Source organism: Pseudarthrobacter sp. Y6 (genome assembly GCF_050156205.1).
Lineage (GTDB): Bacteria > Actinomycetota > Actinomycetes > Actinomycetales > Micrococcaceae > Arthrobacter.
The window spans coordinates 2705040-2731183 of record NZ_CP189574.1; the positions used below are offsets into that span (position 1 = coordinate 2705040).

The 26144-nt window shown below is 66.5% G+C and carries 19 protein-coding genes; 7 read left to right on the forward strand and 12 right to left on the reverse strand.

Features of this window, described 5'->3' with window-relative positions:
* Positions 1–19: 19 nt before the first annotated feature.
* On the reverse strand, positions 20–562 hold the full coding sequence (gene dut / locus ACQCSW_RS13025; RefSeq protein WP_426986472.1) for a dUTP diphosphatase: 543 nt from the start codon (positions 560–562) through the stop codon (positions 20–22).
* A gap of 114 nt (positions 563–676) precedes the next feature.
* Here dut and ACQCSW_RS13030 point away from each other — a divergent pair, with 114 nt between their 5' ends.
* A complete protein-coding gene (locus ACQCSW_RS13030) occupies positions 677–1165 on the forward strand; it encodes a DUF3093 domain-containing protein (protein ID WP_426986474.1) in 489 nt (162 codons plus the stop codon).
* A gap of 11 nt (positions 1166–1176) precedes the next feature.
* Here ACQCSW_RS13030 and ACQCSW_RS13035 read toward each other — a convergent pair whose 3' ends face one another.
* Positions 1177–1476: a DUF4193 domain-containing protein gene (locus ACQCSW_RS13035; protein ID WP_426986476.1), complete on the reverse strand. Its 300-nt coding sequence runs from the start codon at positions 1474–1476 to the stop codon at positions 1177–1179.
* 282 nt (positions 1477–1758) lie between these two features.
* Here ACQCSW_RS13035 and sepH point away from each other — a divergent pair, with 282 nt between their 5' ends.
* Positions 1759–3138, forward strand: coding sequence for a septation protein SepH (gene sepH / locus ACQCSW_RS13040; protein ID WP_426986478.1), 1380 nt, complete (start codon positions 1759–1761; stop codon positions 3136–3138).
* A 4-nt stretch (positions 3139–3142) separates the two neighbouring features.
* On the opposite strand, the gene ACQCSW_RS13045 is transcribed toward sepH, so the two are convergent.
* The 3 genes from ACQCSW_RS13045 to ACQCSW_RS13055 all read right to left on the reverse strand — a co-directional run bounded on the left by ACQCSW_RS13045 (position 3143) and on the right by ACQCSW_RS13055 (position 7862).
* Positions 3143–4309, reverse strand: a complete 1167-nt coding sequence (locus ACQCSW_RS13045; protein ID WP_426986480.1) for an alkaline phosphatase family protein — start codon at positions 4307–4309, stop codon at positions 3143–3145.
* 79 nt (positions 4310–4388) lie between these two features.
* Positions 4389–5135, reverse strand: a complete 747-nt coding sequence (locus tag ACQCSW_RS13050; RefSeq protein ID WP_426986482.1) for a DUF5998 family protein — start codon at positions 5133–5135, stop codon at positions 4389–4391.
* A gap of 42 nt (positions 5136–5177) precedes the next feature.
* Positions 5178–7862: a GNAT family N-acetyltransferase gene (locus ACQCSW_RS13055; protein WP_426986484.1), complete on the reverse strand. Its 2685-nt coding sequence runs from the start codon at positions 7860–7862 to the stop codon at positions 5178–5180.
* A 112-nt stretch (positions 7863–7974) separates the two neighbouring features.
* Between ACQCSW_RS13055 and ACQCSW_RS13060 the strand changes: the two genes are divergently transcribed.
* Positions 7975–10485, forward strand: a complete 2511-nt coding sequence (locus tag ACQCSW_RS13060; protein WP_426986486.1) for a DNA gyrase/topoisomerase IV subunit A — start codon at positions 7975–7977, stop codon at positions 10483–10485.
* Positions 10486–10494: 9 nt separating this feature from the next.
* Positions 10495–11013, forward strand: coding sequence for a DinB family protein (locus ACQCSW_RS13065; protein ID WP_426986488.1), 519 nt, complete (start codon positions 10495–10497; stop codon positions 11011–11013).
* A gap of 74 nt (positions 11014–11087) precedes the next feature.
* Here the strand turns inward: ACQCSW_RS13065 and cydD are convergent, their stop codons facing one another.
* The 3 genes from cydD to ACQCSW_RS13080 are packed head-to-tail and all read right to left on the reverse strand — an operon-like array spanning position 11088 to position 17292.
* Entirely contained in the window at positions 11088–14621 is a 3534-nt protein-coding gene (cydD, locus tag ACQCSW_RS13070) for a thiol reductant ABC exporter subunit CydD (RefSeq protein WP_426986490.1), read from the reverse strand.
* Positions 14622–14627: 6 nt separating this feature from the next.
* Complete coding sequence (gene cydB / locus ACQCSW_RS13075; protein WP_426986491.1) at positions 14628–15677, reverse strand: cytochrome d ubiquinol oxidase subunit II; 1050 nt, start codon at positions 15675–15677, stop codon at positions 14628–14630.
* 22 nt (positions 15678–15699) lie between these two features.
* Positions 15700–17292, reverse strand: coding sequence for a cytochrome ubiquinol oxidase subunit I (locus ACQCSW_RS13080; RefSeq protein WP_426986493.1), 1593 nt, complete (start codon positions 17290–17292; stop codon positions 15700–15702).
* A gap of 263 nt (positions 17293–17555) precedes the next feature.
* Here ACQCSW_RS13080 and ACQCSW_RS13085 point away from each other — a divergent pair, with 263 nt between their 5' ends.
* Together ACQCSW_RS13085 and ACQCSW_RS13090 are read left to right on the forward strand one after the other, a co-directional pair.
* Positions 17556–17942 (forward strand): BlaI/MecI/CopY family transcriptional regulator, encoded by a 387-nt coding sequence (locus ACQCSW_RS13085; protein WP_058929341.1) that lies wholly within the window; start codon positions 17556–17558, stop codon positions 17940–17942.
* 6 nt (positions 17943–17948) lie between these two features.
* Positions 17949–18974: a M56 family metallopeptidase gene (locus ACQCSW_RS13090; protein ID WP_426986495.1), complete on the forward strand. Its 1026-nt coding sequence runs from the start codon at positions 17949–17951 to the stop codon at positions 18972–18974.
* A 65-nt stretch (positions 18975–19039) separates the two neighbouring features.
* On the opposite strand, the gene ACQCSW_RS13095 is transcribed toward ACQCSW_RS13090, so the two are convergent.
* Complete coding sequence (locus ACQCSW_RS13095; RefSeq protein ID WP_426986497.1) at positions 19040–21148, reverse strand: DNA gyrase/topoisomerase IV subunit B; 2109 nt, start codon at positions 21146–21148, stop codon at positions 19040–19042.
* Positions 21149–21404: 256 nt separating this feature from the next.
* Here ACQCSW_RS13095 and ACQCSW_RS13100 point away from each other — a divergent pair, with 256 nt between their 5' ends.
* On the forward strand, positions 21405–21626 hold the full coding sequence (locus ACQCSW_RS13100; protein WP_426986499.1) for a DUF7455 domain-containing protein: 222 nt from the start codon (positions 21405–21407) through the stop codon (positions 21624–21626).
* A gap of 162 nt (positions 21627–21788) precedes the next feature.
* On the opposite strand, the gene ACQCSW_RS13105 is transcribed toward ACQCSW_RS13100, so the two are convergent.
* From ACQCSW_RS13105 to ACQCSW_RS13115, 3 genes are all read right to left on the reverse strand, one after another.
* On the reverse strand, positions 21789–23099 hold the full coding sequence (locus ACQCSW_RS13105; protein ID WP_426986501.1) for an RNA polymerase sigma factor: 1311 nt from the start codon (positions 23097–23099) through the stop codon (positions 21789–21791).
* A gap of 343 nt (positions 23100–23442) precedes the next feature.
* Positions 23443–24690: a DUF4192 domain-containing protein gene (locus ACQCSW_RS13110; protein ID WP_426986503.1), complete on the reverse strand. Its 1248-nt coding sequence runs from the start codon at positions 24688–24690 to the stop codon at positions 23443–23445.
* 81 nt (positions 24691–24771) lie between these two features.
* Positions 24772–26121 (reverse strand): MFS transporter, encoded by a 1350-nt coding sequence (locus tag ACQCSW_RS13115; protein ID WP_426986505.1) that lies wholly within the window; start codon positions 26119–26121, stop codon positions 24772–24774.
* Positions 26122–26144 lie beyond the last annotated feature (23 nt).

A 26144-nucleotide genomic window follows, 5' to 3' on the forward strand; every position in this document is an offset into this window, starting at 1 on the left:
GTTGCGCCGTCGGCGGGTGTCAGGCGTTTGGCGAGGTGAAGCCGCCGGTGGATCCGAATCCGCCGGCTCCCCGCACCGATTCGCTCAATTCGTTGACGGGGACAAACTGCGCATATTCCACCCGCTGGATCACCATCTGTGCAATTCTATCGCCGCGCCGGAGCTCGATGGCGTTCGTGGAATCGGTATTGAGGAGGGTCACGGAAATTTCCCCGCGATAGCCGGCATCCACGGTGCCGGGCGCATTGACAATGGTCAGCCCGTGCTTCGTGGCCAGGCCGGAGCGCGGGTGGATCAGGGCAACATAACCGTCCGGCAGTGCGATGGAAACACCCGTTGCCACCAGCTTCCGCCCCCCCGGCGCCAGGACCACATCTTCCCGGGCCCGCAGGTCAGCCCCTGCATCGCCAGGGTGGGCATAGGACGGTGCCTCCAGCCCGGCGTCGAGCATTTTCAGCTGCACCTGCAGCGTCGGGGCCCCGTAAGCTGCGGCGGTTTCCGTTGCAGCGCCGGCCAGCTCATTGTTAGGAACGGTTTCAACAGTGGCAAGTTCGTCAGTCACAGTCACTCACTCTAACGCCCAGCCGCAGTTCCGTCCTAGATTCAACCGACGCCGCAGGCAAACGCAGGATGTACCCAAGATGAAATAGCCGGCCAAAGGTGGAAAGCTGGTGGCATGCCAGAATCCAGCTCCACTGCGCCCGTCCCTGACGCCCCCTCTGCCGGTACCCCGGCGGTTTTCCGGGAGAGGCTGTGGCCGAACGTCTGGATCTGGGTCATCGCGGCGGGGATCTCCGGTGCCGGGATTCTCGTTTTCGCCCCGATCAGCATGACGGCGGGATACACGGCCGCCGCGATCCTGTTCACGATCATGGCTGTACTGCTGGTGCTGTCCACACCAACTATCATGGTCACCAGTGACGCCTTGACAGTAGGACGTGCCACCATCGAGCGCCGCTTCGTCGGCGAAGTGGCGGCGTTCCACGGCAAGGACGCCACGGCCCAGCGGGGGACCCGGCTCAACGGCCTCGCCTACCTGTGCATCCGTGGCTGGATCGACCCGGTGGTGCGGATCGAAATCACCGACCCGTCAGACCGGACCCCCTATTGGCTGACGTCGTCCAAGCGGCCCGAGGAACTCAGTGCCGCGCTTTCGCGGAAATAGGCACCCCCGGATCAGGCTTCACACTCCGTGCAGTAGAAGCGGCCGTCTTTCTCCCGCGCAATCTGCGAACGGTGCCGGACCAGGAAGCACGAGGAACACGTAAACTCGTCCGCCAGTGGAGGCACCACCAGAACCAGCAGTTCCTCGCCGGACAGGTCCGCCCCGGGAAGCTCGTAGCCAGCGGCCAGGTCACTTTCGTCCACATCAACCGCGGCCGTGGGGATGTCTGATCGCCGGGTTTTCAGGTCCTGAAGCGATTCCTCGGTGAGATCCTCTTCGGATTTTCGCGGCGCATCGTAGTCGGTGGCCATCTCGGTTTCACTCCGTTCCTTTCCGGTCAGCGGGTGACACCCTTCATAACGCCGGACGCCTTCTGTTTGTGCCCCGCGCGGGGCACATCTTTCCGCGAGCAGCCGGCAAAATCCAGACTTCTGCGCGGGTCCGGTCCGCTTGCACTCCTGAAACGCGTGCTGCTGGCCGCAACGGCGCCCGAAAGTGCCGGAATATCGCGGCGCGCCCTTGCTCCTAACCCAAATAGGCGCCAGTGAGTGGCAGAGTTTCGATTGATAGTAATGCCAGGGTGGAGGATTTGTATGCAGGATCTACGGCTTGTAGGCGTACACGACGACGGGGAGCATCTCCTGTTGAGCGGCGCCGGCGGCGAGATGTTCCAGCTGCCGATCGATGAAGCACTGCGGGCGGCCAGCCGGTCTTCGGCGAAGACCGCTTCAGCGGCTGCGCCCATTGCCATGTCCCCGCGGGACATCCAGTCACGGATCCGCAGCGGTGCCACCGCAGCGGAGGTGGCTGAGCTTTCCGGGCTTCCCCTTGCAAAAGTCGAGCGGTATGAGGGCCCTGTCCTTGCCGAGCGCGAGTATGTAGCGCAACAGGCGCGGAAGGTGGAAGTGGCTTCGCCCTCCCCCGGCCATGACACCTACCGCTCCGTTTTTGGCGACAACCCGGCGTCCCTCAACGACATGGTCAACCACCGGCTCTCAGCCCACGGGATTGAACCTTCCACCGTGGAATGGGATTCGTGGCGGCGCCAGGACGGCAACTGGACCGTGGTGGCCCGTTTTGAAACCAACAAGGAAGGCACCGCAGGCATCGGCGAGGAGCCGCCTGCGCGGTGGACTTTCAGTCCGGCCCGCAAGTCACTGCAGAACACCAACCGCTGGGCGCAGCAGCTCAGAGAGCTGGAGCCGCTGGACGGCCCCGTCCCGGCCCGCCGCCTCACTGCGGTCTCGGACCGGCCGTTTGACTTTGAAACGGACGCGGAAGCGGCGGCCGCCCGCAATTCGACCGGCCCGCCTGTCCCACAGTCCAGGGAATCCGACGGTCTCCTGGATATGCTCCGTTCACGCCGCGGCCAGCGCCTGGGCGTCGACGAGGACGCGGATGACGCCTTGGCGCTGCTGCTGACCCACGGCGTGCCGGCTGCCCATCCACGTCCTTCGGAGCTGGTCCCTGAACCGGAATCCAAGGAACAGAAGTACCGCGAGCCGGAAACCCGCGAGGCAGCTCCCGCCGAGTCCACCGCACCGGACGACGCCGCGCCTGCCGCCGCAGCTGACCCCCTCACCCGCAGGCGCGACGCGCGGCCGTCAATGCTGTCCCGGCTGAGCCTTATCCCGCCGCACCGGGACTCTGACGATGACGACGTCCTGAAACTGCACGACGGCGTCAGCACTGATACGAGGGAAATCACCATTGTGGCGTCCCCGCTTCGTCCCGCAGGACAAGGTGCCCCAGGCGAGTCCGGGCCGGGACGCCCCGCGCCGAACGTGGGCCTGGACGAACTGCTGGGCGGCGGAAGCCCGCGCCGGGCAGCTTACACGGCCGGCACCGATGACGCAGGATCCGGCCAGCACCACGACCATGACGCGGACCAGCCTGAGCGGCAGCCCGCAAAACCGAAGCGGTCCACGGTTCCCAGCTGGGACGAGATCGTCTTCGGGACCAAGCGGGACTGACGCCTCAGCGGCGGCGCGGCCTGCCTTCGGCCGTAAAGCACAGCAGCGGTACTTCGCGTTCCGCTTTGGTCAGCGAGCCGTGCTGGCCTACCACCTCCATGGCGGCGGGGCGCCCGCGGCGTGTGTCGTAGAGGGCCAGGGCGTCCCGCGCGGCAATCATGATGTGGCCAATCCGGGGCCCGACGGCGGGGCGCAGCATCCCGAACAGTCCGGCGGCGATGGCATCCTCCCGGGTAAAGGCCCAGATTCTGTCGCCGAAACGGGCACGCCACGCGCCCAGCAAGCGCTCCCGGCCCGAGGCGTCTGCCGGATCCTGAAGGTAGAGATGGACCATCCGGGGCTCCCCCGCCGTATGCCGCACGCCGTCAACAAGAGACGCGTCCGCGGAGAAGTCGATCCGCTGCTGTTCCGGGACGTCGAGCATCCCGTGGTCCGCGGTGAGGAGAACGGTGGTCCCGGCCGGGAGCGACGCGTTGAGCCGTTTGACGGTTGCGTCGAGCTCTTCGAGCTGGTGTTCCCACTGTTCGGACTGGCAACCGTGCCGGTGGCCTGCCTTGTCCAGTTCGTTGACGTAGAAGTACATCAGGGACCGGCCGGCGGTGTCCATGGCTTCGGCGGCGGCAGCTGTGCGGGCGTGGGCCGTCACGGCTGAGACGAAATTCCCGCCGCGGAGGGCCGCCTGGGTCATGGGCGAGTTGCCGAACTGCGGGAGGCTGACCGTGGTCACATTAACTGACTCGGCGGCCCGTTCTAAGACGGTAGGGAACGGCTGCCACTCAGCGGGGTCCACCCCGGCATCCCAGTTGCCGAGCATGTTGACTACTTTGTCCTGTTCCGGGTCCAGGACGTCATAGCCCACCATTCCGTGCTGGCCGGGCGGTAGGCCTGTGCCGAAGCTGGCCAAGGCAGCGGCCGTGGTTGAGGGGAACGTGGAGTCAAGCCAGACGGGAACTTCCCCCTGACCGGACTGCATAACGGAGCGCAGGAAGGGCGTGTGGGCCGACTTCTGTTTCAGCAGGTTCCGGCCCAGGCCGTCGGCCAGGACCACGCAGACGCGCGACGCCGACGGAAGGCCGAGCACGTTCGTGAAACCCTCCACCCCGAGGCTTGCCGCCGCGCTGGTGAGGACGTCCGCGATGGACCGCCGGCCGAAGGCAGGGGCGGGCGGCATACTCAGATGAGGGGCAGCCACTTGGGAAACCGCTGCGGAAGCGGCTGAGTAGACTGTTGCTTTCCCTTGGTCCGGCATCTCAGCGCTGCTGGTGCCCGCGGCTGAGCTTGTTTCCGAACACACCCGTCCGGGGCCGGGGCTGGAGCGTCTGGCCGGCGTGCGGCACGGGAGCCGTGGAGCCGGTGTTCACGGCCCGCAGGGCGCGGGCGAAGAGTTTGGCGTCCTGGACGGCCTGCGGACCGTCGGCTTCAGCGCTGATCCGCAGGACGATGTCCTCCTGCGCAATGGTGCCGCTGTAGCCGTGGTCCGCCTCGCATTGCGGGTCTCCGCAGCTCGCGGGCCCCATGTCCAGCCGCTGGCCACCGGACCAGGCAATGGCGAGGGTGACTTCCCGGACCGGATCCGAGGGTTTGTAGTCCTGCGGCTGGGAGTACATGTAGCTCAGGACCACGGAGCGGATCTGCGCGACGGGCACGGATTCGGTGGAGATCTGGGCCACGATCTGTTCGCCGGCCTCATCGAGCTGCTGGTCATCCACATGGGTGATCACCAGCATGTCGGCGGTCAGGACCAGCACGGTGATGTGGCGGCGGACTTCGGCCCGGTCAAAGTGGGTTTCCAGGTGCACCAGGTGGGCCACGCATTCGCGGCCGTCCAGGGCGTCGTCAACGACGTCGGCCACCAGGCGCGGGTAGAAACCCGCCTTCTGGAGCGCACCGTCCAGGCTCTGGCCCTGGGGCGTGTGGCTGTGTGAGCTGTGGGGGCGGGTTGCCTGGTTGTCACTGCCGGAGGTGGAAGGCGTCGACTGGGAAGGCTGTGAGCTCATTCCCCCATTTTCACAGATCGGCCGGGGACATGCTAACCGCAGTCAGCCCAGCATGGCCCGGCGGGCACTGTCAGTGCGCTGGGCTGCATTGCCGATCTTGATATCTGCGGCCAGGATGGACACGCCCTGGTTTCCGCAGAGGACCGGGTTGAATTCCACCAAGGCTATTTCCGGATGGTTGTCCTTCATCCAGGCCAACCGCCCGGCGACTTCCTCCAAGGCGTCAATATCGACGGCGGGAAGGCCCTGGTAGCCGAGGAGTTTGCGGGCTGCCCGGGGCCCACGGATGAAGTCCTTCACGTCGGCCGCGGACAGCGGAGGCACGCGGTGCGCCCAGTCATCCAGCAGGTTGACGGCGTCCCCGGCCAGCCCGAAGGAAACCACCGGCCCCAGCAGCGGATCCTCAATGGCCCGGAACGTGCACGCCTGCCCCACGGGGGCCATGGACTGCACCTCCAGGGCCGACGAACCGTAGGGTGCAAGCGAGCGCCGCATCTGCACGATGTTGCGGCGGAGGGAATCCGAATCCTCGATGTCGAGGCGGACTCCGCCCAGGTCGAGGCGGTGGCGAAGTGCCGGGTCGGTGGTTTTCAGCGCGACGGGCCAGCCCAGCCTGCCGGCGGCAGCAACGGCCTCGTCTTTTGAGTCGAACCCGGCGGACGGCAGCACTGGAATGCCGTAGTGCGCCAGCAGCTCGGCCGCGGACGCCGGCTCCAAGGTCTTGAGTTGCTCCCCGTGGACATCGTGGAGAAGCTGATCCAGCAGGATCCGTGCGCTTTCCGGATCGCAGCCTTCGGGTTGGACAAAGTGGCCGGGGTCCCGTGCCACCCATTCCGCGTAGCGCACCACGGCGGCGAGCGCCGCCACAGCCGCACCGGCGTTGGAGAAGCATGGTACTGTCCGTCCCTCAGCTCCCACCATGCCCTCCACGTAGATGGAGGGGTCAAGGATTCCGGTGAAGGCAGCGACTACCGGTTTCCCGGCGGCGGCCGAGCATTCGGCCAGGACCTCGGCGATATGGTCCACCGTCAGCCCACGCACCGGCAGCAGCGCGGCCACCACGGCGTGGACGGCGTCGGACGCGAGGGTGTCCTGGAGGCTGCGGCGGAGGGCGGGCAGCGCCAGGGACATGCCGGCGTCGAGATCCACGTCGGTGACCATGCCGTCCACGGTCAGGCCGTGTGCCTCGGCGCTGTCCGCCACCACTTTGCCCAGCGCCAGGGAGTTGCTGAAAATGGCCAGCCCTGGCCCCGCCGGGAGCGGCTGGCCGGACACTATCTGGGTGATGTCCATCAGCTGTTCTATGGTCTCTACCCGGATGACGCCGGCCTGGCGCATCATGGCGTCCAGCGCACCGGCAGGTGCCTGAGTGGTCCGGACGGCGTGGCCAGGCGGCAGCCGCAGGCCCATGGTTTCCGACTTGGCTACCACCACGGGCTTGGTGCGGGCGAGCCGCCGGGCGATCCGGGAGAATTTGCGGGGGTTCCCGATCGACTCCAGGTAGAGGCCCACCGCGGTGGTGTCGGCGTCGTCCTCCCAGAACTGCATCATGTCGTTGCCGGAGACGTCGGCGCGGTTGCCCGCCGACAGGAACGTGGAAAGGCCCAGCCTGCGGCGGTGTGACGCCGCGTAGAGGGAAACACCGATCGCCGCCGACTGGGTGAACAGGCCCAGGCCCCCGCGGCGTGGCAGTGAGGGCGCCATGGAGGCGTTCAGCTTCACGTCGGGATGGGTGTTCACGATCCCCAGGGAAGCGGGCCCGATCACCCTCATGCCGTTTGCCCTGGCCTTGCGGACCAGGTTGCGCTGGCGGGCGAGGCCGCGTTCGCCGTCGTCCGCGAAGCCCGCGGAGGCGATCACCAGCCCCTTGACCCCGGCCGCGGCGCACTGGTCAACCACCGTGGCCACTTCCTCATAGGGGACGGCGATCACGGCCAGCCCCACCGGCTCCGGGACCTCGGAAATCCTGCCGAAGGACATCATTCCGGCGAGCTCCAACGCCTCCGGATTGATGGCGTAGACCTGCCCGGAGAAGCCGCCTTCGATGATGTGCTCCAGCAGTCGGTACCCCACGGTCCCCCATTTGCGGCTCGCCCCGACGACGGCAATGGACGACGGCGCCAGCAGGTCCCGGACGCTTCTCGCCTCGGCGCGGTGCTCGCGTGATTCCATCACCGCCCGGGACTTTTCGGTGGGGTCGATGTTGAACTCCAGGCTGACCACGCCGTCGTCGAAGTGGCGTTTGACGTCGTAGCCGGCATCGGCGAACACCATCAGCATTTTGCGGTTTTCCGGCAGCACTTCGGCGCTGAAGCGGCGGATCCCGTTTTCGTGGGCGGCCGTGGCAAGGTGTTCGAGCAGGATTGAGCCGATGCCCCTGCCCTGGTGGGCGTCGGCGATGTTGAACGCGACTTCGGCTTCGAGGGGATCATCAAGCCTGTCGTAACGGCCGATCCCCAGGATTTCGCCGCCAAAGGTGATGACCAGGGCAACCCGGTCCTTGTAGTCCACTTCGGTGAAGCGCTTGAGCTCCTTGCTGGACAGCCGGGCCTTGAAAGCGAAGAAGCGCATGTAGATTGAGTTCTGCGACTGCCCGGCATGGAAAGCCTGCACCGCGTCCGCATCGCTGGGGTGGATGGGCCTCAGATGCGCGGTGCCACCGTCACGGAGCACGACATCGGCTTCCCAATGTTCCGGATATTCGCCGTCCCCGGGCTGATCCACCATAGGCTTAGCCTAACCACAAACTGACGGCGCAGGCCGTGCGCCCGGAGGTCTTCCTACAGACCTGCGCCCAGACCACAGCACCACGAGTAACCCAGAAGGATCCACCAGCCCCATGGCCCGCCGCCAAAGCCCAGCCCCTGCCGGGGACGCTCCCCAGGATTTCGTCGAGAACATCGTGGACATCGATGTCACGTCCGAGATGGAAGGCTCCTTCCTGGAGTATGCCTATTCGGTGATCTACTCCAGGGCCTTGCCTGATGCCCGGGACGGGCTCAAGCCGGTCCAGCGCCGGATCCTGTACATGATGAGCGAGATGGGCCTGCGTCCGGACCGCGGCCACGTCAAGAGCGCCCGTGTGGTGGGCGAGGTCATGGGCAAGCTCCACCCCCACGGCGATACTGCCATCTATGACGCCATGGTCCGGATGGCCCAGGACTTCTCGCTCCGCCTGCCGCTGATTGACGGCCACGGCAACTTCGGCTCCCTCGACGACGGTCCCGCGGCACCCCGGTACACGGAGGCCAGGCTCGCGGCGGCGGCCCTGACGCTGACCGACCACCTCGACGAAGACGTGGTGGACTTTGTCCCCAACTACGACAACCAGCTGACCCAGCCGGACGTCCTTCCGGCCGCGTTCCCCAACCTGCTGGTCAACGGCGCCACGGGCATCGCCGTCGGGATGGCCACCAACATGGCCCCGCATAACCTGGTGGAGGTCATCTCCGCCGCGCGGCACCTGATCGCCCACCCGGACGCGACCCTCGATGACCTCATGCGCTTTGTCCCCGGACCGGACCTGCCAACGGGCGGCCGGATCGTAGGCCTGGACGGCATCCGGGACGCCTACGCCACCGGACGCGGTTCCTTCAAGACCCGGGCGAAGGTGGAGATCGAGCAACTCTCGGCCCGGCGCACCGGCCTGGTCGTCACCGAGCTGCCGTACATGGTGGGCCCCGAAAAGGTGATCGAGAAGATCAAGGACGCGGTCAATAGCAAAAAACTGACCGGGATCAGTGACATCGTTGACCTGACGGACCGCCAGCATGGCCTGCGCCTGGTCATCGAGCTGAAGAACGGGTTCAACCCGAACGCCGTCCTCCAGCAGCTCTACCGCTACTCGCCGATGGAGGATTCCTTCGGCATCAACAACGTGACCCTCGTGGACGGCCAGCCACAAACCCTCGGCCTGGTGAAGCTGCTCTCCGTGTACGTGGAGCACCGGATCGATGTGGTGCGCCGGCGGACGGCGTTCCGGCTGGGCAAGAAGAAGGACCGCCTGCACTTGGTGGAGGGCCTGCTGATCGCCCTCGTGGACATCGATGAGGTCATCCAGATCATCCGTTCCTCGGATGAGGTGGCGGCGGCCAGGGTCCGTTTGATGTCCATCTACGATCTTTCCGATATCCAGGCCAACTACATCCTGGAACTGCGGCTGCGGCAGCTGACCAAGTACTCCCGGATCGAGCTTGAAAAAGAGCAGGAGGAGCTGCGCCGCGAGATCGCGGAGCTGGAAGCCATCCTCGGCTCCGAGGAGCGGTTGCGCGGACTTGTGTCCTCCGAACTCGGCGAAATCGCCGAAAAATACGGCACGCCGCGGCGGACTGTGCTGCTCGAATCCGAGGCCGTGTCCCCTACCGTGGCCGCGGCCCTGGCAGCCGCCCCCAACGGCAAAGGCAAGGCCGCGCCGCTCGCCCTGGAGATCTCGGACGATCCCTGCTGGGCCATCCTGACGGCGTCGGGCCAGATCGCCCGCACGTCCAACCAGGAGCCCCTCGCCGAATCCGGGCCGCGGGCCAAACACGACGTTTTCCGCTCAGTGGTCAAGACCTCAGCCCGCGGGGAAATAGCCGCGGTCACCTCCCAAGGCCGGATGCTGCGGCTTCAGGTCCTGGACATGCCGGTACTGCCGCCGATGTCCGGCCTGCCCAACCTCACCGGCGGTGTCCCGGCCAAGGACTTCATCACGCTGCTGAAGGGTGAAACGCTGGTGGCGTTCGCCCCGGTGGATGAAATCCTGGCCGTCGGCACCGCCCAGGGTGTTGTCAAGCGGGTCCAGCCCGATTACCCCCTGAACCGCGAGGACTGGGAAGTCATTGCGCTCAAGGACAAGGACGTGGTGGTGGGTGTGGCGCCGGCCGGGTCTGAGGAGACCGATCTGGTGTTCCTGACCCGTGAGGCTCAATTGCTCCGTTTCAGCGCCGCCAACGTCCGGGCCCAAGGCAGGACGGCAGGCGGCATGGTGGGAATCAAGCTCGGCGTCGGGGACCAGGTGCTGTTCTTCGGGGCGGTTACCGCCTCCGACGACGCGGCCGTGGTGGTCACCATTGCCGGCACCAACGGCGCCCTTCCCGGCACCGCGCCGGGTGCCGCGAAAGTGACGCCCTTCGCCGAATACCCTGCCAAGGGCCGTGCGACGGCAGGCGTCCGCGCCCACAGGTTCCTCAAGGGCGAAGACACGCTGCTGCTGGCATGGGCCGGGCACGGACCCGCGAAGGCTTCATCGATGGCCGGCATTGCCAGGTCGCTGCCGCAGGAGCACGGCCGGCGGGACGGTTCGGGGATTCCGCTGTCCCAAGCGGTGGACGCGGTGGGTCCGGCCATGGCCTGGAGCGATCCGTCCTAGACTGCTGCCATGCCTATCATTCCTGATGAAAAGGACTGGACCTGGGTCCTTTCCCGGCCTTGCCCCGAGTGCTCCTTCGACGCTTCCACCGCCACACCGGCCACGGTGCCGGGCAGCGTGGAGAACATGCTGCCGCGCTGGCGGGCCGTCCTCCGCCGGCCTGAGGTTGCCGAACGCCCGGATGACAGGACGTGGTCGGCCCTGGAATACGCCTGCCACGTCCGCGACGTCTTCACGCTTTTCGACCATCGGCTTAACCTCATGCTCGACGCCGACGGCGCCCGGTTTGAGAACTGGGACCAGGACCGCACCGCCGTCGAAAAGGATTACGCCAACGCCGATCCCGCCGTGGTCAGCGCCGAGCTGACGGCGGAGGGCAAGCAGGTCGCCGAGTCCTTCGCCGGCGTCCGGGAGGCAGAGTGGGGACGGCGGGGCATGCGCAGCAACGGCTCCGAATTCACGGTCCTGACGCTGGCCCAGTACTTCCTGCACGACGTCGTCCATCACCTCCACGATGTGGACGGCTGAGGAGTAGACGGCTGAGCCGGGACGCTGAGCCGGGGATGGCCGGGCAGCGCAGGCCGCGCATTCAGGCTGCGGACTCAACCAACCAGCGAAGCGGCCGCGCCCGTCCGGGAAGCTGCTGAGAGCTCCAGCCGGGCGTCATCCGGCCGGATGTCGGCCGGATTGTGGGTCACCATGACCACTGTGCGGTCTTTCAGGCCGGCGCGGAGGTCAGCCAGTATTTCCCGTCCCGCCTGCGCGTCCAGATGAGCCGTGGGCTCGTCGAGCAGGATGACCTCGGCCCCCGTCAGCAGGGTCCGCGCCACGGCCAGCCGTTGCCGCTCGCCGCCGCTGAGGAAGGAACCGCCCGGCCCGATCCGGGTGTCCAGACCGGCCGGCAGCCTCGAGACCACGGCGCTGAGGCCGACGGCGGTCAACGCCGCTTCCAGCTCGGCGTCACCGGCGGCAGGCACACTGTCCCCGCGTGCAGGAGAGATACCCGGCGCCTCCGCGGCGGGGACGCCCAGCATCAGGTTGCCCCGCAGCGTCGAATCGAACAGGTGTGCCTCCTGCGGGCACCAGGCCGCCGTCCCCGTCACCGCTGCCCGGCCGGTGGCGGCCGGCAGGAATCCGAGCAGGACGGCGAGCAGCGTGGATTTCCCCGCGCCGGACGGTCCGGTGACCGCCAGCCAGATGCCCGGTCCGGCAGTTGCGGAGACCCCGGAGAACACGGGTTCCCCGCCGGGCCAGGCCGCCCCGACACTTTCCAGTTCGACACCCGCGGCGGCGCCGGAACGGGCGGGGACAACATGCAGGCCGTCGCCGCCCCCGGTTTCCGTGGGGTCGCCATCCAGCACCCCTGACTCCGCGACCCGGCGCATAACGCTGCGAAGCGCCGGGTACTGGCGCACCGCCGTCGTCATCGCCGCGTACGGTTCCACCAACGCCAACTGCAGTAGGACAACAACCGCGGCAGTGGCGGGCTCCATGGTTCCTGCCAGCACCTGGGGTGCAGCCAGCACGGCAGCAGCCAAAGCGGCGCTTCCGCAGGCAGCGACGGTAATGGCTTGGCCGAGGCCTTCGGCCCAGGCGGAACGCTGCGATGCCCGGGTGGCCAAGCGGTCCTCGGAGCGCAACGCGTCCAGGACGGCTGCAGCGATGCCGTTCGCGTGCAGCTCCGACCGGGCATCCAGCGCAGCAGACGTGCGCCGCAGGACGCCTGCCCGCAGGCTCTGTTCCGCTGTGGCCGAGCGACGGTCCCCCCACAGGGCGGCGGCCGGCGCCACGAACAGGCTGACAGCTGCTGCCAGGGCAACGGCCGGCAGCGCTGCAGGCGCCACCAGTGCGGTTGCCACCAGGGCTGAACCAGCCACGGCAAGCGCCGTGACGGGCGGCAGGACAACCCGCGGCAGCAGGTCGCGGACGGTGTCGACGTCGTCAATCACCGTACCCAGGACGTTGCCGCCCTGCAGGAGCCGTCGAAGCGCCAGCGCCTTGCGGCTCAGTGATTCCCAGAGCCGGCCGCGCAGCCGGGTGAGGGCGCCGAAGACGGCATCGTGCAGCAGGAGCCGTTCCCAGTAGCGCAGGACGGCGCGCCCGATCCCGAAGAACCGCACCCCGACGATGGCAGTAAGCAGGTACAGGATGGGCGGCTGTTCGCTGGCCCTGATGATGAGCCAGCCGGACAGGGCGGACAGGGCAACGGCGAAAATGGCGGCCAAAGTGCCCACCACGGCGGCGCCCGTGAACCGGCCGGCCACCGGTGACAGCAGACCGGCCAGGAGGCGGGCGGTCCCGCTTGGCCGCGGAGTCCCTGCCGCGGGCGTCTGGGCCTTCGTCGGACGACGCCGGCCAGGTTCCGTGGCGTGCACCTGATCCATGGTCGCCACGGTTCCGCCGTCGCGCCCGGTTCCGGACGGCAGCGTCACCGAGGCCGTCAGTGCCTCCCCGGACGGCGCTGTCACTTCAATCAGCGCAGCTCCGTCGGAGGGAGCTGTGATGCCGTGGGCGGATACGGGCACCAGGTGGTCAGCCAGCTCGCGGGTCTGCTGGTCGTGGGCCACCAGGATGACCGTGACTTGGCCCCGGAGCGCACGGATCGAGTCCTGCACGAGCGCCGCCGATAGCCCGTCAAGGTGTGCGGTGGGCTCGTCGAGAAGCAGAACGGTGGCACCGGACCTGATACGGGCCAGGCCGCGTGCCAACGCAACGCGCCGCAGCTCACCCGGGCTCAGTTCGGCCGGATGGTGGCCGGCGAGGTGCCCGGCAGCCGCCGCGGCCAGGCAATCCTTTGCCGCCTCCGCTCCTGCCGGAGTGTCAGAGCCCATGCCGCCATTGAGGTAGAGGAGGACTTCGTCAAGCACGGAGTCCGCCACCATGACCGGATGCTGCGGAACCCAGGCGATTGCGTCGCGCTCCAGGCCGGAGAGGCGGCCGGATACCGTGGTTCCGCCGCCGTCCCCGACGGTCCCGGCCAGCACGCCAAGGACAGTGCTCTTGCCGGCGCCGCTGGGGCCGTCCAGGGCGGTGATCAGCCCGTGCGGGGCAGTGAAGGTCAGGGGCCCGACGGCGGGAGCGGACCGTCCGGAGTACGTGACGGTGAGGTCGGTGACCGTCACTCCCCCGGACCCGGGCACGGAACCCCGGCTGCCGCCGTCGTACGCGGAAGCTTCGCTTCCCTGTGCGGGCAGCGGCCTCGACTCGGGCGCTTCAGTGACTTTCCTCGTCTCGGCCAGGGCCGCCCGGCCGTCATCACTGGCGTGGTGGGCGGTGCCCAGCTCCCTGAGCGGCAGGTAGCAGTCCGGCGCGAGGATCAGCGCCAGGAGGCCGGATTCGAGTGGCATGTCGCCGTGCACCAGGCGCACGCCGATGAACACGGCAACCACTGCGACGGAGATCGTGGCGATTAGTTCCAGGGCCAATGCGGACAGGAACGCAGTGCGCAGTGTCCCCATGGTCCTCACACGGTATTCCTCCGAGATCTCCTCGAGGGCCTTGCGCTGAGCCGTGGCACGGCCCAGTCCCACCAGTACGGGCAGGCCCTTGGCCAGCTCCAGCATGTGTGCGGACAGTCGGGTCAGGGTTTCCTGGGCCTCGCGGACATGGTCCTCGGTGTAGCGGCCAATCAGCACCATAAACAGCGGGACGAGCGGAACTGTCAGGACAATCACCACCGCGCTGACCCAGTCGGTGAACAGGATGCGCGCCCCGAGCAGCAGCGGGATCGCGGCACAGTTCACCAGCGCGGGGAGGAACTGCGTGTAGTAGCTGTCCAGCGCATCCAGCCCGCGTGTAGCCAGCACGGCCAGCCCGCCGTCGGCCGGGCCGGTGCTGCGCGCACCGTTCCGCAGGGCACGGGTCAGCAGTTCGGAGCGGAGTTCCTCTTTGATGCCCAGCGCGGCGCGGCGCGCGGCGATGCCCTGGGCCCACACTGTGGCGGACCTCAGGACAACTCCCGCCAGGCCCCAGGGCAGCTGCTCGGGCCAGGACCCGTTCCCGGTGGCCAGCCCGGCCAGCATGGCAGCCACGGCCTGGCCCATCAGGACCAGTGAGAGCGCCTTCAGCGCTGCCAGCAGGCCAAGCCAGTAGATGGCGGAGCGGGTGGCCGGTCCGGCCGGAAAATCTGGGCGCACTGCCGGTCAGCCCTTCGTTGTGAATGCCTTGACGGCAATGGCCGGCAGAAAGCTGTGGGCCGCGGGGATGTGGGACGCGCTGACACGGCGCCGGAACACCCAGTAGGTCCAGGCCTGGTAGGTGATCACGAGGGGTAGGCCAACGGCTGCCACCACGCTCATGAGCCCGAGCGCGTAATCGGACGACGACGCGTTGGCAACGGTGAGGTCAAACGCAGGGTCCAGGGTGGAAGGCAGGACCACCGGGAACACGGCACCGAAAATCGACGCGCTGCCGAGGATGAGGAAGACCCCCATCGCCATAAACGCCCTGCCTTCGGAGCCCCGCCGTGCCAGGAACCACGCGGCTGCTGCGGCCGTCACGGCCACGATCACCGCCGCCCAGGTCCACGGCGTACCCTCCAGGAACTGGATGATGAGCGCCCAGCCGGCCAGTGGCAGCAGCAGGACCGGAAGCAGCCGGACGAACCAGCGGCGTGCGCGGTGGCGCACATCGCCGTCGGTCTTCAGTGCCAGGAACGCCAGCGCGTGCAGCAGGGAGAACCCCACCACGGCCAGCCCGCCCAGCACGGCATAACCGCTGAACCACGCTAACGCACCGCCTACGCGGTCGCCGTTCGCGTTCAGCGGCAGGCCCGTGGTGGTCAGGGCCAGGGCAGCACCGACGCCGAAGGCGGCAAAGAAGGACCCCAGGGCAATGGCCCAGTCCCACCGCGCCCGCCAGGCGTCGGCGTCCACCTTGCCGCGGTATTCGAATGCCACGGCACGGAAGATGAGGGCAACCAGCACCACCAGGAGCGGGAGGTAGAGCGCAGAAAACAGCGAGGCGTACCACAGCGGGAACGCCGCAAACGTTGCGGCCCCGGCCGTGATCAGCCAAACTTCGTTGCCGTCCCAGACCGGGCCGACGGTGTTCAGCAGCACCCGGCGCTCGGTGTTGTCCCGCGCGAATAGCTTCATCAGCATTCCCACGCCGAGGTCAAAGCCTTCAAGGAAGAGGTAGCCGGTCCAAAGCACCGCGATCACGATGAACCAGATAGTGGGCAGCAGTTCCATGCTCGAGTATCCTCTGCTCTTCTTAGTAGGCGAATGCCAGGACGTCGTCGGCGGGCTTGCCAGTGCCCGGACCCTTGGTGGGGTCCTCGTTTTCGTCGGCCGGGGTGTGTGCAATTTCCGGCATCGCGGACACCACGCCGCCCCGGATGTACTTGACCAGGAGCTTGACCTCAACCACGAGCAGCACGGCGTAGACGGCGGTCAGGACGATCAGTGACGTCAGCAGTTCGCCAGCGGAGACCCCGGGGGAGACTGCGGCCGCGGTAAACATAAATACCTGGTCGATGCCGTTCAGGTCCGGGTTGGGGGCCACCACAAACGGCTGCCGGCCCATCTCGGTGAAGATCCAGCCGGCCGCGTTGGCGCCGAACGGGGCCAGGATGCCGAACACCGCCAGGCGCATCAGCCAGCGCGATGCAGGCACGGTGCCCTTCCGCGTCGCCCAGAGCGCGATGAGCGCCGCCAGCGCCGCAAGGCCGCCGAAGCCGATCATCATCCGGAAGCCCCAGTAGGTGACTTCCATAACCGGGACGTACTCGATCTCCTGGCCGGCCCGCTCGCCGTAGATCGGGTTGTCGGGCAGGTGCGTTCCGTAGTCGGCCTTGTACTGGTCCAGGAGTCCGTTGACGCCCCTGACCTCCGTGGTGAAGTCGCCGTTGGCCAGGAAAGAGAGGATGCCCGGAACCTCGATCAGGGCCTTGATGTCATCGCAGTTCTTGGAGCCCAGGTTCCCGATGCTCAGCACCGAGAAGCCCGTGCCGTCGTGGCAGGCGGCCTCGGCCGCGGCCATCTTCATGGGTTGCTGCTCAAACATCAGCTTGCCTTGCAGGTCACCGGTCAGGGCGGTGCCGGCGAATGAAATCATGGCGACGACGGCGCCGATCCGCAAGGAGCGGATCCACACTTTGTGATCGGTCCGGTCGCGGCCTGGGATGGCGGCTTCGCCGGGAACCACGCGGCCGTCAGCGCCGATGGTATCGATGCCGTCCGTGCGCCTGCGCCAGAGGTGGTACCAGGCAATGCCCAGGAGGAAGCCGCCGGCAACGGCCAGTGCTCCCATCAGGGTGTGCGGAAAGGCCACCAGGGCGGTGTTGTTGGTGAACACGGCCCAGGCGTCCGTCATGACCGGCCGGCCGTCAATAATCTCCGCGCCCACCGGATGCTGCATCCAACTGTTGGCCACGATGATGAAGTACGCGGAGAACACCGATCCCACGACGGCCACCCAGAGGCAGACGAGGTGGATGCCCGGCTTCAGCTGCTTCCAGCCGAAGATCCACAGGCCCAGGAACGTGGACTCAACAAAGAAGGCCAGCAGCGACTCCAGGGCCAGCGGCGCCCCGAACACGTCTCCGACGAAGCGGCTGTACTCGCTCCAGGCCATGCCGAACTGGAACTCCTGCACAATGCCGGTGGCCACGCCCATGATGAAGTTGATCAGGAAGAGCTTGCCCCAGAACTTGGTCATCCGGAGGTATTCGACCTTGCCGGTGCGGTGCCAGAGCGTCTGCATCACGGCAACCACCAGGCCCAGTCCGATGGTGAGAGGCACCATCATGAAGTGGTAGACGGTGGTAATCCCGAATTGCCAGCGTGCGATTTCCAGAGCTTCCACAGCAGTCCCTCGGGTTGGCGGTGCAACTTTTCTACGAACCGTAGAACTTTGACTTCTACAGAGTGTAGAACAGTGGGGCGGGCACTGTAAACCAACAGTTCCACGTGGAAGTGGCTCCCACAAGGCCGCGGCGCGCCCAGTGTTCTACCGTACGTAGAAACTCAGGCGAAAAACAGGTAAATTTGTTTTTGTATCTGTAGCGCTTAGTGCAGTCACCGCGGCCGTCAACGGCCCGGTGCGGGGAAATCGAAGGATGTATTCCAATGGCAAGTCTTGGCGAACTGGAACGGGCAGTGATGGATCTGCTCTGGGCGGGCCACGAAGCAGCTACCGCGAATACCCTGCGCGACAGACTGGCAACAACCACCGAGGCAAAAGGGGATGCTGCCGGGCATGAGGGCAAGGAGCTTGCCGTCACAACAGTCCTGACCGTCCTCTCACGGCTCGAGAAGAAGGGCCTGGTGGAGCGGGAACGCGGTACCCGGCCGCACCGCTACCAGGCCGTTTCCAGCAGGGAAGACCACACGGCGGAGCTGATGCATGAAGTGCTGGGCTCAGCGCCTGACCGTGAAGCCGTGCTGGCACGGTTCATCGGCTCCGTGACGGACAGTGAAGCGGAAACGCTGCGCAAACTGCTTGGCCACATCTAGCGGACCATGTTCTGGACCTCGTACCTGCTGGCGGTCCTCGCGATAGTCCTGGCATGGCCAGTGCCTATCTTGCTTTCCCGTGCCTCGTGGCCTGCCCGGTCACCATTCACGGCCATGCTGCTGTGGCAGGCAATAGCACTTGCGGGCGGACTGTCCATGATCGGCGCCATGCTGGTCTATGGCCTCGAACCGATCGGTGACAACCTCATCTCCGGGCTTCGTGGGCTCGCGGATATGGTCCTCTTCAACGCGCCCACCACCGCACTGGGCTTCTGGCATCTCTTCGCACTTTCGGCCGCGGCGCTGCTCACGGCCCATCTGGTCTTCACCCTCTTGCTGACCTACTACAAGATCGAACGGCAGCGGCGTAGGCACCGGGCGCTCCTGGCTCTGTTGGCCGCGCCGTCCGTCGATGCAGCCCGCACGGTGGTCATCAGCCACGATTCACCCGTGGCCTATTGCCTCCCGGGCGGGGCCCGCTCCGTCACGGTGCTCTCGGACGGCCTGATGGCGGCCCTGGAGCCGGCTGAATTACGGGCCGTCCTGAGCCATGAGAATGCCCACCTCAACCAGCGCCACCATCTCCTGCTCTGGGCGTTTGCCGCGTGGCGCCAGGCGCTCCCCTGGCTTCCCACCACCCGCCTCGCGCAGGAGGCGGTGAACTCTCTCATCGAAATGCTGGCTGACGACGTAGCGCTCAAGACGGAAAGCAAAGCCACGCTCATCAAGGCGATCGCCATTGTGGCCAGCGGACCGACAGGAGGTATGGCCGGAGGCATGGGGGCGGGTATGGCCGGAAGCATGGCGGCCGCCGCCATGCCGTCCTCGCACCAGAGCCTTACCCTGGACGGGCTTGAGGCGCCCACCGGCGCCGTCTCAGGTTCTGCCAGGACCACTATTTCCCGAGTCAGCCGGCTGCTTTCCCCTCAGCCGCAGCTGCCTTCCGCCGCCCGCGGGATGGTGCTTGCCGGCTGCGCCCTGCTCCTGGCCCTGCCCACCGCCCTGCTGATCGTGCCGGGCCTGCTGGGCTGAACCCCCGGCGCGGACTGAATCCCCGTCGCGGGCCGTGCCGTCGTGGGCCGAGCCCTCACAGGACGTCAGGCGTCGATCCGCTCCCGGTCCAGGCTGGAGGCGCCGGCGATGATGAAGTCCTTGCGGGGGGCAACATCGGACCCCATCAGCAGGTCGAACGTGTCCTCCGCGTGCTTGGCGTTCTCAATCCCCACCTTGCGCAGGGTCCGGTGCCGCGGGTCCATGGTGGTTTCCGCCAGCTGCCCGGCGTCCATCTCGCCCAGGCCCTTGTACCGCTGGATCGGCTCCTTGTAGCGCTTGCCTTCCTTGGCCAGCCGGGCCAGGAGCACGTGGAGTTCCGCCTCCGAGTACGTGTAGATCATCTCGTTGGCCTTCTGCCCGGCGTTAATGAGCTCTACCCGGTGCAGCGGCGGCACGGCAGCATAGACCCGTCCCGCGTCGATCATCGGGCGCATATACCGGAAGAAGAGCGTCAGCAGCAGCGTTCGGATGTGGGCGCCGTCGACGTCGGCGTCGGTCATGAGAATGACTTTGCCGTACCGGGCCGCGTTGATGTCGAAGCTGCGGCCCGAACCGGCGCCCACCACCTGGATCAGGGCAGCGCATTCCGCGTTGGACAGCATGTCCCCTACGGACGCCTTCTGCACGTTCAGGATCTTGCCGCGGATGGGCAGCAGAGCCTGGAAGTCCGAGGACCGCGCCAGCTTGGCGGTTCCCAGTGCGGAGTCGCCTTCCACGATGAACAGTTCGGAACGGTCGACGTCGTCCGTCCTGCAGTCGGCGAGCTTGGTGGGCATGGACGAGGTTTCCAGGGCATTCTTGCGCCGCTGGGTCTCCTTGTGGACCCGTGCGGAAATTCTGGACTTCATCTCGCTGACGATCTTTTCCAGGAGCAGCGCGGAGTGGGCTTTATCATTCCGGTTGGCTGAATTCAGCTTCGCGGTGATCTCCTGCTCCACCACCTTCGAGACGATGGCGCGGACGGCGGAGGTGCCCAGGATTTCCTTCGTCTGGCCCTCGAACTGCGGCTCGGCCAACCGGACCGTCAGGACAGCCGTCAGGCCGGCAAAGATGTCATCCTTCTCGATTTTGTCATTGCCGGCCTTCAGCTTGCGGGCGTTGGCCTCCACCGCTTTCCGGAACGTCTTGACCAGCGCCTGCTCGAAGCCTGACTGGTGGGTACCGCCTTTGGGCGTGGCGATGATGTTGACGAAGCTGCGGACGGTGCTGTCGTAGCCGATGCCCCACCGGAGAGCCACGTCCACTTCACAGTCACGTTCAACCTCGGCGAGCTGGCTGTGGCCCCGTTCGTCGAGTACCGGCACGGTTTCCTTGAACTTACCTGAACCGTGCAGCCGCCAGACATCGGTGACGGCGGGATCGGCGGCCAGGAACTCCACGAACTCGGACAGGCCGCCGTCGTGGTGGAACACCTCTTCGTGGCCAGCTGCTTCACCGGGGGTACCGGCCAGCCTGCGCTCATCGCGGACGGTGAGCTTGAGCCCCGGCACCAGGAAGGAGGTCTGACGTGCCCGTGCAGCCAGTTCGTCGTAGGAGAACTTGGCGTCCGGCGTGAAAATCTGGCGGTCCGCCCAGTAGCGGATCCGGGTCCCGGTCACACCACGCTTCGCCTTGCCCACCACGTCCAGCACCGAGCCGTCCACAAACGGCGCGAACACTGCCGACGGGTCCAGCTTGGATCCCTGATCCTGGAAACGCCCCGGCTCGCCGCGCCGGAACGACATTTTGTACGTCTTGCTGCCGCGGTCCACTTCCACGTCGAGTCGCGCAGACAAGGCGTTCACCACGGAGGCGCCCACGCCGTGCAGGCCGCCGGAGGCCGTGTAGGACCCGCCGCCGAACTTGCCGCCCGCATGGAGCTTGGTGAAGACCACCTCGACGCCGGTGAGGCCGGTCTTGGGTTCGACGTCCACGGGGATGCCGCGGCCGTCGTCGTGAATTTCCACCGAGTTGTCCGCGTGCAGGATGATCTTGATGTCGTGCCCAAAACCAGCAAGCGCTTCGTCCACCGAGTTGTCGATGATCTCCCACAGGCAGTGCATCAGCCCGCGCGAATCGGTGGAGCCGATGTACATGCCGGGGCGCTTACGGACGGCCTCGAGGCCCTCCAGGACAGAAAGGTGCCGGGCGGTGTAATCAGAACTTGGTGCCACGGGTTGTGAACTCCTTCAGTGACGGAACAGCTGGCGCTGCGGGCGCTCCATCAAGCCTAGTCGGCGCTGCAGCGGACGGGTGCCTGCCACACGTCCCCCAGGCTGTGGGTGAGGCCACTCGTTATCCTTCCGTGACCCAGGCCGGCGGCTTGATCGATTCTTGTGGCTACGCGGACAGCGAACTTGACCCGTCCTTGCGATGGGATTGATACGAATACTGGTTATATAGACATACAGATCTACTAAGGAGGCCGACATGACAACAGCAGTGGCAGACCGCACACTCAACGCACTGGACCGGTGCGATCGCTGCGGAGCTCAGGCATATGTCCGCGTTGTACTCGAGTCCTCCGGCGGTGAGCTGCTGTTCTGCGGCCACCATGCCCGCGCAATCGAGGCTACGCTGAGGCCGTTGAGCTCCGACTGGCACGATGAGACGGGCAGGCTTCACGAGAAGGCTCCCGTAGCCCTCGACTGACCAGGAATACCACAACCTGATACACCTCGAAGAGGACCTCTCCAGCCGGAGGGGTCCTCTTCTTTGTCATGAAGCCCAAGACAGCAAAACGCGGGTCCCCTTTACGCCCATGGATCCGAAGATGATGGGCGGAAGGTGACCCGCGCTGCCTGAGTCCTTGATCTAGTCCAGGTAGTCCCGCAGTACCTGCGACCGTGACGGGTGGCGGAGCTTGGACATGGTCTTGGATTCGATCTGGCGGATGCGCTCACGCGTCACACCGTAGACCTTGCCAATTTCGTCTAAAGTCTTCGGCTGGCCATCGGTCAGGCCGAAGCGCATCGCTACCACGCCGGCTTCGCGCTCGGACAGGGTGTCCAGGACGGAGTGCAGCTGTTCCTGCAGGAGAGTAAAGCTCACGGCATCAGCGGGAACCACGGCCTCGGAATCCTCGATGAGGTCGCCGAACTCGGAGTCACCGTCTTCACCCAGCGGGGTGTGCAGGGAGATCGGTTCGCGGCCGTACTTCTGGACCTCCACGACCTTCTCAGGAGTCATGTCCAGTTCGAGGGCCAGTTCTTCGGGCGTGGGTTCGCGGCCCAGGTCCTGAAGCATCTGGCGCTGCACGCGGGCCAGCTTGTTGATGACTTCAACCATGTGCACCGGGATGCGGATGGTGCGGGCCTGGTCTGCCATGGCGCGGGTAATGGCCTGGCGGATCCACCACGTGGCGTACGTGGAGAACTTGAAGCCCTTGGTGTAGTCGAACTTCTCGACAGCGCGGATCAGGCCCAGGTTGCCTTCTTGGATAAGGTCCAGGAACAGCATGCCGCGGCCGGTGTAGCGCTTGGCCAGCGAGACCACCAGGCGGAGGTTGGCTTCAAGCAGGTGGTTCTTGGCGCGCTTGCCGTCGTGGATGACGAACTCAAGTTCACGCTTGAACTTGGGGTCCATCGAGCCGTCGTCGGCATTGATTTTCTCTTCGGCGAAGAGCCCGGCTTCGATCCGGAGCGCGAGGTCCACTTCCTGCTCGGCGTTGAGCAGCGCAACCTTACCGATCTGCTTGAGGTAATCCTTGACGGGGTCAGCCGTGGCACCGGCCGACATCACCTGCTGGACAGGGGCGTCGTCGTCATCGGCATCCGAGTAGACAAAACCCTTGCCCGTGGCTGCCGATGCGGCCTTGGCTGCGTTGATCTCGCTGTTATCGGCGATGTTGATGTCGTCGAGGTCTTCCTCAACGTCCTCATCATCGGAGTCCGATGCGCCGCGCGCGGATTTTCCGGCTGCTTCGGCAGCGGCTTTGGCGCCGGGCTTGGGCCCGCGCTTCTTGGGCTCAGGCTTGCCGTCCAAACCGGTGTCACCGGCGGCATCCTTGATGGCTTTGTTGGCTGCCCGCGTCGCTGCTCGCTTGGCGTTCGTTGCAGCCTGCTTCGCCTCAGGGGACAAATCGTCCTGGGCGGCGGGTTCCTTCTTCGCGGAAGACGGGGTCACAGAAAACCTTTCTAGCGGCGGTCTGTGGAATCACCATACGGGCAACACCACTATGACCCTGTCAAGTCCGTGATGAATATCAGGTGCAACCACGGCCGGCAGAGTCTACAAGTAGAACTGCCGGGGCGGCTGTAATGTTCCCGACTGGGCTTCATCACATGCACTTGATTCACGGACCCAACCGGGTCTCGGCAACCATTGTCTCACGGTTTTCCCAAACCCGACCTCAAGGCTGCCCCCAGCCCCGGAGCTGGGGCCAGCCGGCCTGGGGCGCACGCCGACAGCCCTTGGCGGCCGAGAGGCGGCAGGACCCCGGGCTTGCAACCGGTCATGCTGCAACCCGTCAGGCCGCGTCCGGTTGGAAATTCCGCCAGGCGGCCTCCTTACGTGCAGCCCAGCCGCAGAGGGTGCCGCGCCGCACCAGCTCAAGCATGAGTTCAGCGAGCCGGTAGCCTGGTTCCTCCTCAAGGGCGCGGCCGAGGTACGCAGCAGCGTAGGACCCCCGCCCCCTGCACCACGCGATCCACCCACGCCCGGCCAGCGCGGCTGCACCGGCCTGCCCGCCGGATGCCGACAGCTGTTCCAGCACTGCGTCAAGGCTGTTGAGTGTGTGCCAGGCAGGAACCACCGGGTCCAGCCCCAACAGGACTTCGCCATATCCCGGAATGCCCGGCATGCCTTTGGTATCCGGTCCGGCAGGCTCCCGTCCTGGCAGTCCGGCTCCCGACGCTGGAAGTCCGGAAGGTGAGGGGCCCAGGAACGCAGGCCCCACCGGAGCCAGGATGCAGCCGGTATCGAAGATGCCGAACCTCGCGGCACCCGCCAGGGCAGCCGCCTGACCGGCGGCGGCCATCACCAGGACGGCGTCACGCCAGGCGGGGACCCGGAGCGACGCCCGAAGGTAAGCAACGTCATTGACCGGCAGCGCCTGACCAGGCACGTTGGCCAGCAGGGCCTCCCATTGGACCATCAGCTGGCCGAACTGCTCCCTGCTCCCCCGGCGCCGGTCCAGCTGCGCCGCCCACGTTGCCTCGGAGGCAAGGATGGCTGTCCGGTCCTCGCCGGAAAGCGTGGGCGGAGGATGGGCGCCGTCCTCCGGCGCGGGCCCGACGCTGCTGCCGCGGAAGACCATTTCGGCATTAAGCATGCTGTCCCGGATCGCCTGAACAGACCGGCCCGGCGAGGGGCAGCAGGACGGGTCGGTGCAAAAAGCATCACGCCAGAAGGCGTCACCGACGTACCAGGCGGCCCGTACCGGCATCCCCGCGGCACCAAGGACCGCCTGCAGCGCGTCCAGTAGGCCACGGTAGGTTCCAGGTGGTTCCATCCAGCCGTCGTTGGTGAAGCAGGCCAGCAGGGCGGCATCGGCATTCTCGTCAGCCTGGAGATAATCGCGCACCGTGCGGGCGTAGTCCCGCGGGTCCGCGAGAGTTTCCGGGCCTGGAAGATCCAGCCTCAGGGTTGCTCCCAGCCGGTTTCCCTGCAGGGTCATCGCAACCAGGCTGTCTGCCGGCCAGTAGCCCAGGGAATGCGGAATGAAACCGAGGATGTCTTCGGGGCCTCGGACGGTCAGGTGTTCTGAAGGTTTCATGTTTCCAGCTTTGGCGCAGTGCCAGCCGCGGTGAAGCGCCAACTTCCCGTATGTGAATAACCTGCCTGTGCAGGAAAGGTGTCAGTCTTTGACCGCGCGGTCGCGCTGGCGCCGCTGTGTCAGGTTCGCCCGCCGCTGCTGCGCCATGGCCCGAAGGAGCGGCGCGACCACCACACCCTGCGCCGCCATCTGGCGCCGAACTTTGCGCCGGCAGACAAGCGTCATGGCGGCGCCAAAGCCCAGCAGCAGGAACTGTACGCTGAGTGCGATCCGGAACGGTTCGAGCCCGTACAGGACGCCGTCGGAATAGCCGCTGGCCAGCAGGACGTCCAGCACCAGGCCGATCAGGAAGATAGCAACCAGGGCCGCGATGAATCCGCCCACATTCACGATGCCCGTTGCGGTACCGATCCTGTGGGCCGGATTGAACGTCCGCGCGAAATCAAACCCGATCATCGATCCTGGCCCCCCGATGGCCAGGACTACCACCAGGCACGCCAGCAGCCATAGCGGGGAACGGCCAGGCGTCAGCAGCACCGCGGCCCAGGCAGCGGCGGTGGCGCCGGCGATGAGCAGGACCATAGTTGACCGGCGAAGCGGGTGGCGGGAAACGAACTGCCCGATGAAGGGGCCCACGGCCATCGCCGCCGCAACGTACAAGGTCATCAGGCCGGCCACGGTTGCGGCATCCAGGCCCTGCCCCGAGATCAGGAACGGATATCCCCAGGTCATGGCGAAGACGGTGCCGCTGAACTGGATGGTGAAGTGGCTCCACATCCCCAGCCGGGTACCCGGCTGGCGCCAGGCCCGCGCGAGCGAGGCGCCCGTGGCTTTCAACCCCTGCCGCGCCTGCGGGGCAGGCGCACCGGGCGGGTGGTCCTTCAATAGCACCAATACCAGGACTACTGCCAGGCCCGCCATGCCGGCGAGCATCAGGAAGCCGGGGGTCCAGCCAAAGGAATGCAGGACAAAGGCGAAAGGCAGCACACTGAACAGCTGCCCGAGCTGGCCCGACATGCCCGTCAGCTGGGTGACCAGCGGAACCCGGGCCGGCGCGAACCACAAGGGAATGAGTCGGATCACGGAAATAAACGTCATGGCATCCCCGGCACCCACAAGAATCCGCCCCGCCACACCGCCGGGGATGGTGTCGGCGAAGGCCAACTGGAGCTGCCCAAGACCCATCAGGACGGCTCCACCGGCGATCATGATGCGCGAGCCGAATCTGTCCACCAGGAGGCCTACCGGGATCTGCAGGCCTGCGTAGACCAGCAGCTGGAGCACGGTAAAGAAGGAGATGGCGGACGCGCCGGCATGGAACCGCTCGGTGGCCTCAAGTCCCACCACACCGAATGACGTGCGCTGGGAGACGGCCACAAGGTAGGCGAAGATGCCGATGGTCCAGATCAGCCAGGCTCGGGGTGCAGTCACTCCCTCATTATGCCCGGACTGCT

Bases quoted from the DNA above. Each gene is read 5' to 3' on its own strand.
- ACQCSW_RS13030 (WP_426986474.1), top strand. From the start codon at position 677: ATGCCAGAATCCAGCTCCACTGCGCCCGTCCCTGACGCCCCCTCTGCC.
- ACQCSW_RS13035 (WP_426986476.1), bottom strand. From the start codon at position 1,476: ATGGCCACCGACTACGATGCGCCGCGAAAATCCGAAGAGGATCTCACC.
- sepH (WP_426986478.1), top strand. From the start codon at position 1,759: ATGCAGGATCTACGGCTTGTAGGCGTACACGACGACGGGGAGCATCTC.
- ACQCSW_RS13045 (WP_426986480.1), bottom strand. From the start codon at position 4,309: ATGCCGCCCGCCCCTGCCTTCGGCCGGCGGTCCATCGCGGACGTCCTC.
- ACQCSW_RS13050 (WP_426986482.1), bottom strand. From the start codon at position 5,135: ATGAGCTCACAGCCTTCCCAGTCGACGCCTTCCACCTCCGGCAGTGAC.
- ACQCSW_RS13055 (WP_426986484.1), bottom strand. From the start codon at position 7,862: ATGGTGGATCAGCCCGGGGACGGCGAATATCCGGAACATTGGGAAGCC.
- ACQCSW_RS13060 (WP_426986486.1), top strand. From the start codon at position 7,975: ATGGCCCGCCGCCAAAGCCCAGCCCCTGCCGGGGACGCTCCCCAGGAT.
- ACQCSW_RS13065 (WP_426986488.1), top strand. From the start codon at position 10,495: ATGCCTATCATTCCTGATGAAAAGGACTGGACCTGGGTCCTTTCCCGG.
- cydB (WP_426986491.1), bottom strand. From the start codon at position 15,677: ATGGAACTGCTGCCCACTATCTGGTTCATCGTGATCGCGGTGCTTTGG.
- ACQCSW_RS13085 (WP_058929341.1), top strand. From the start codon at position 17,556: ATGGCAAGTCTTGGCGAACTGGAACGGGCAGTGATGGATCTGCTCTGG.
- ACQCSW_RS13090 (WP_426986495.1), top strand. From the start codon at position 17,949: ATGTTCTGGACCTCGTACCTGCTGGCGGTCCTCGCGATAGTCCTGGCA.
- ACQCSW_RS13100 (WP_426986499.1), top strand. From the start codon at position 21,405: ATGACAACAGCAGTGGCAGACCGCACACTCAACGCACTGGACCGGTGC.
- ACQCSW_RS13110 (WP_426986503.1), bottom strand. From the start codon at position 24,690: ATGAAACCTTCAGAACACCTGACCGTCCGAGGCCCCGAAGACATCCTC.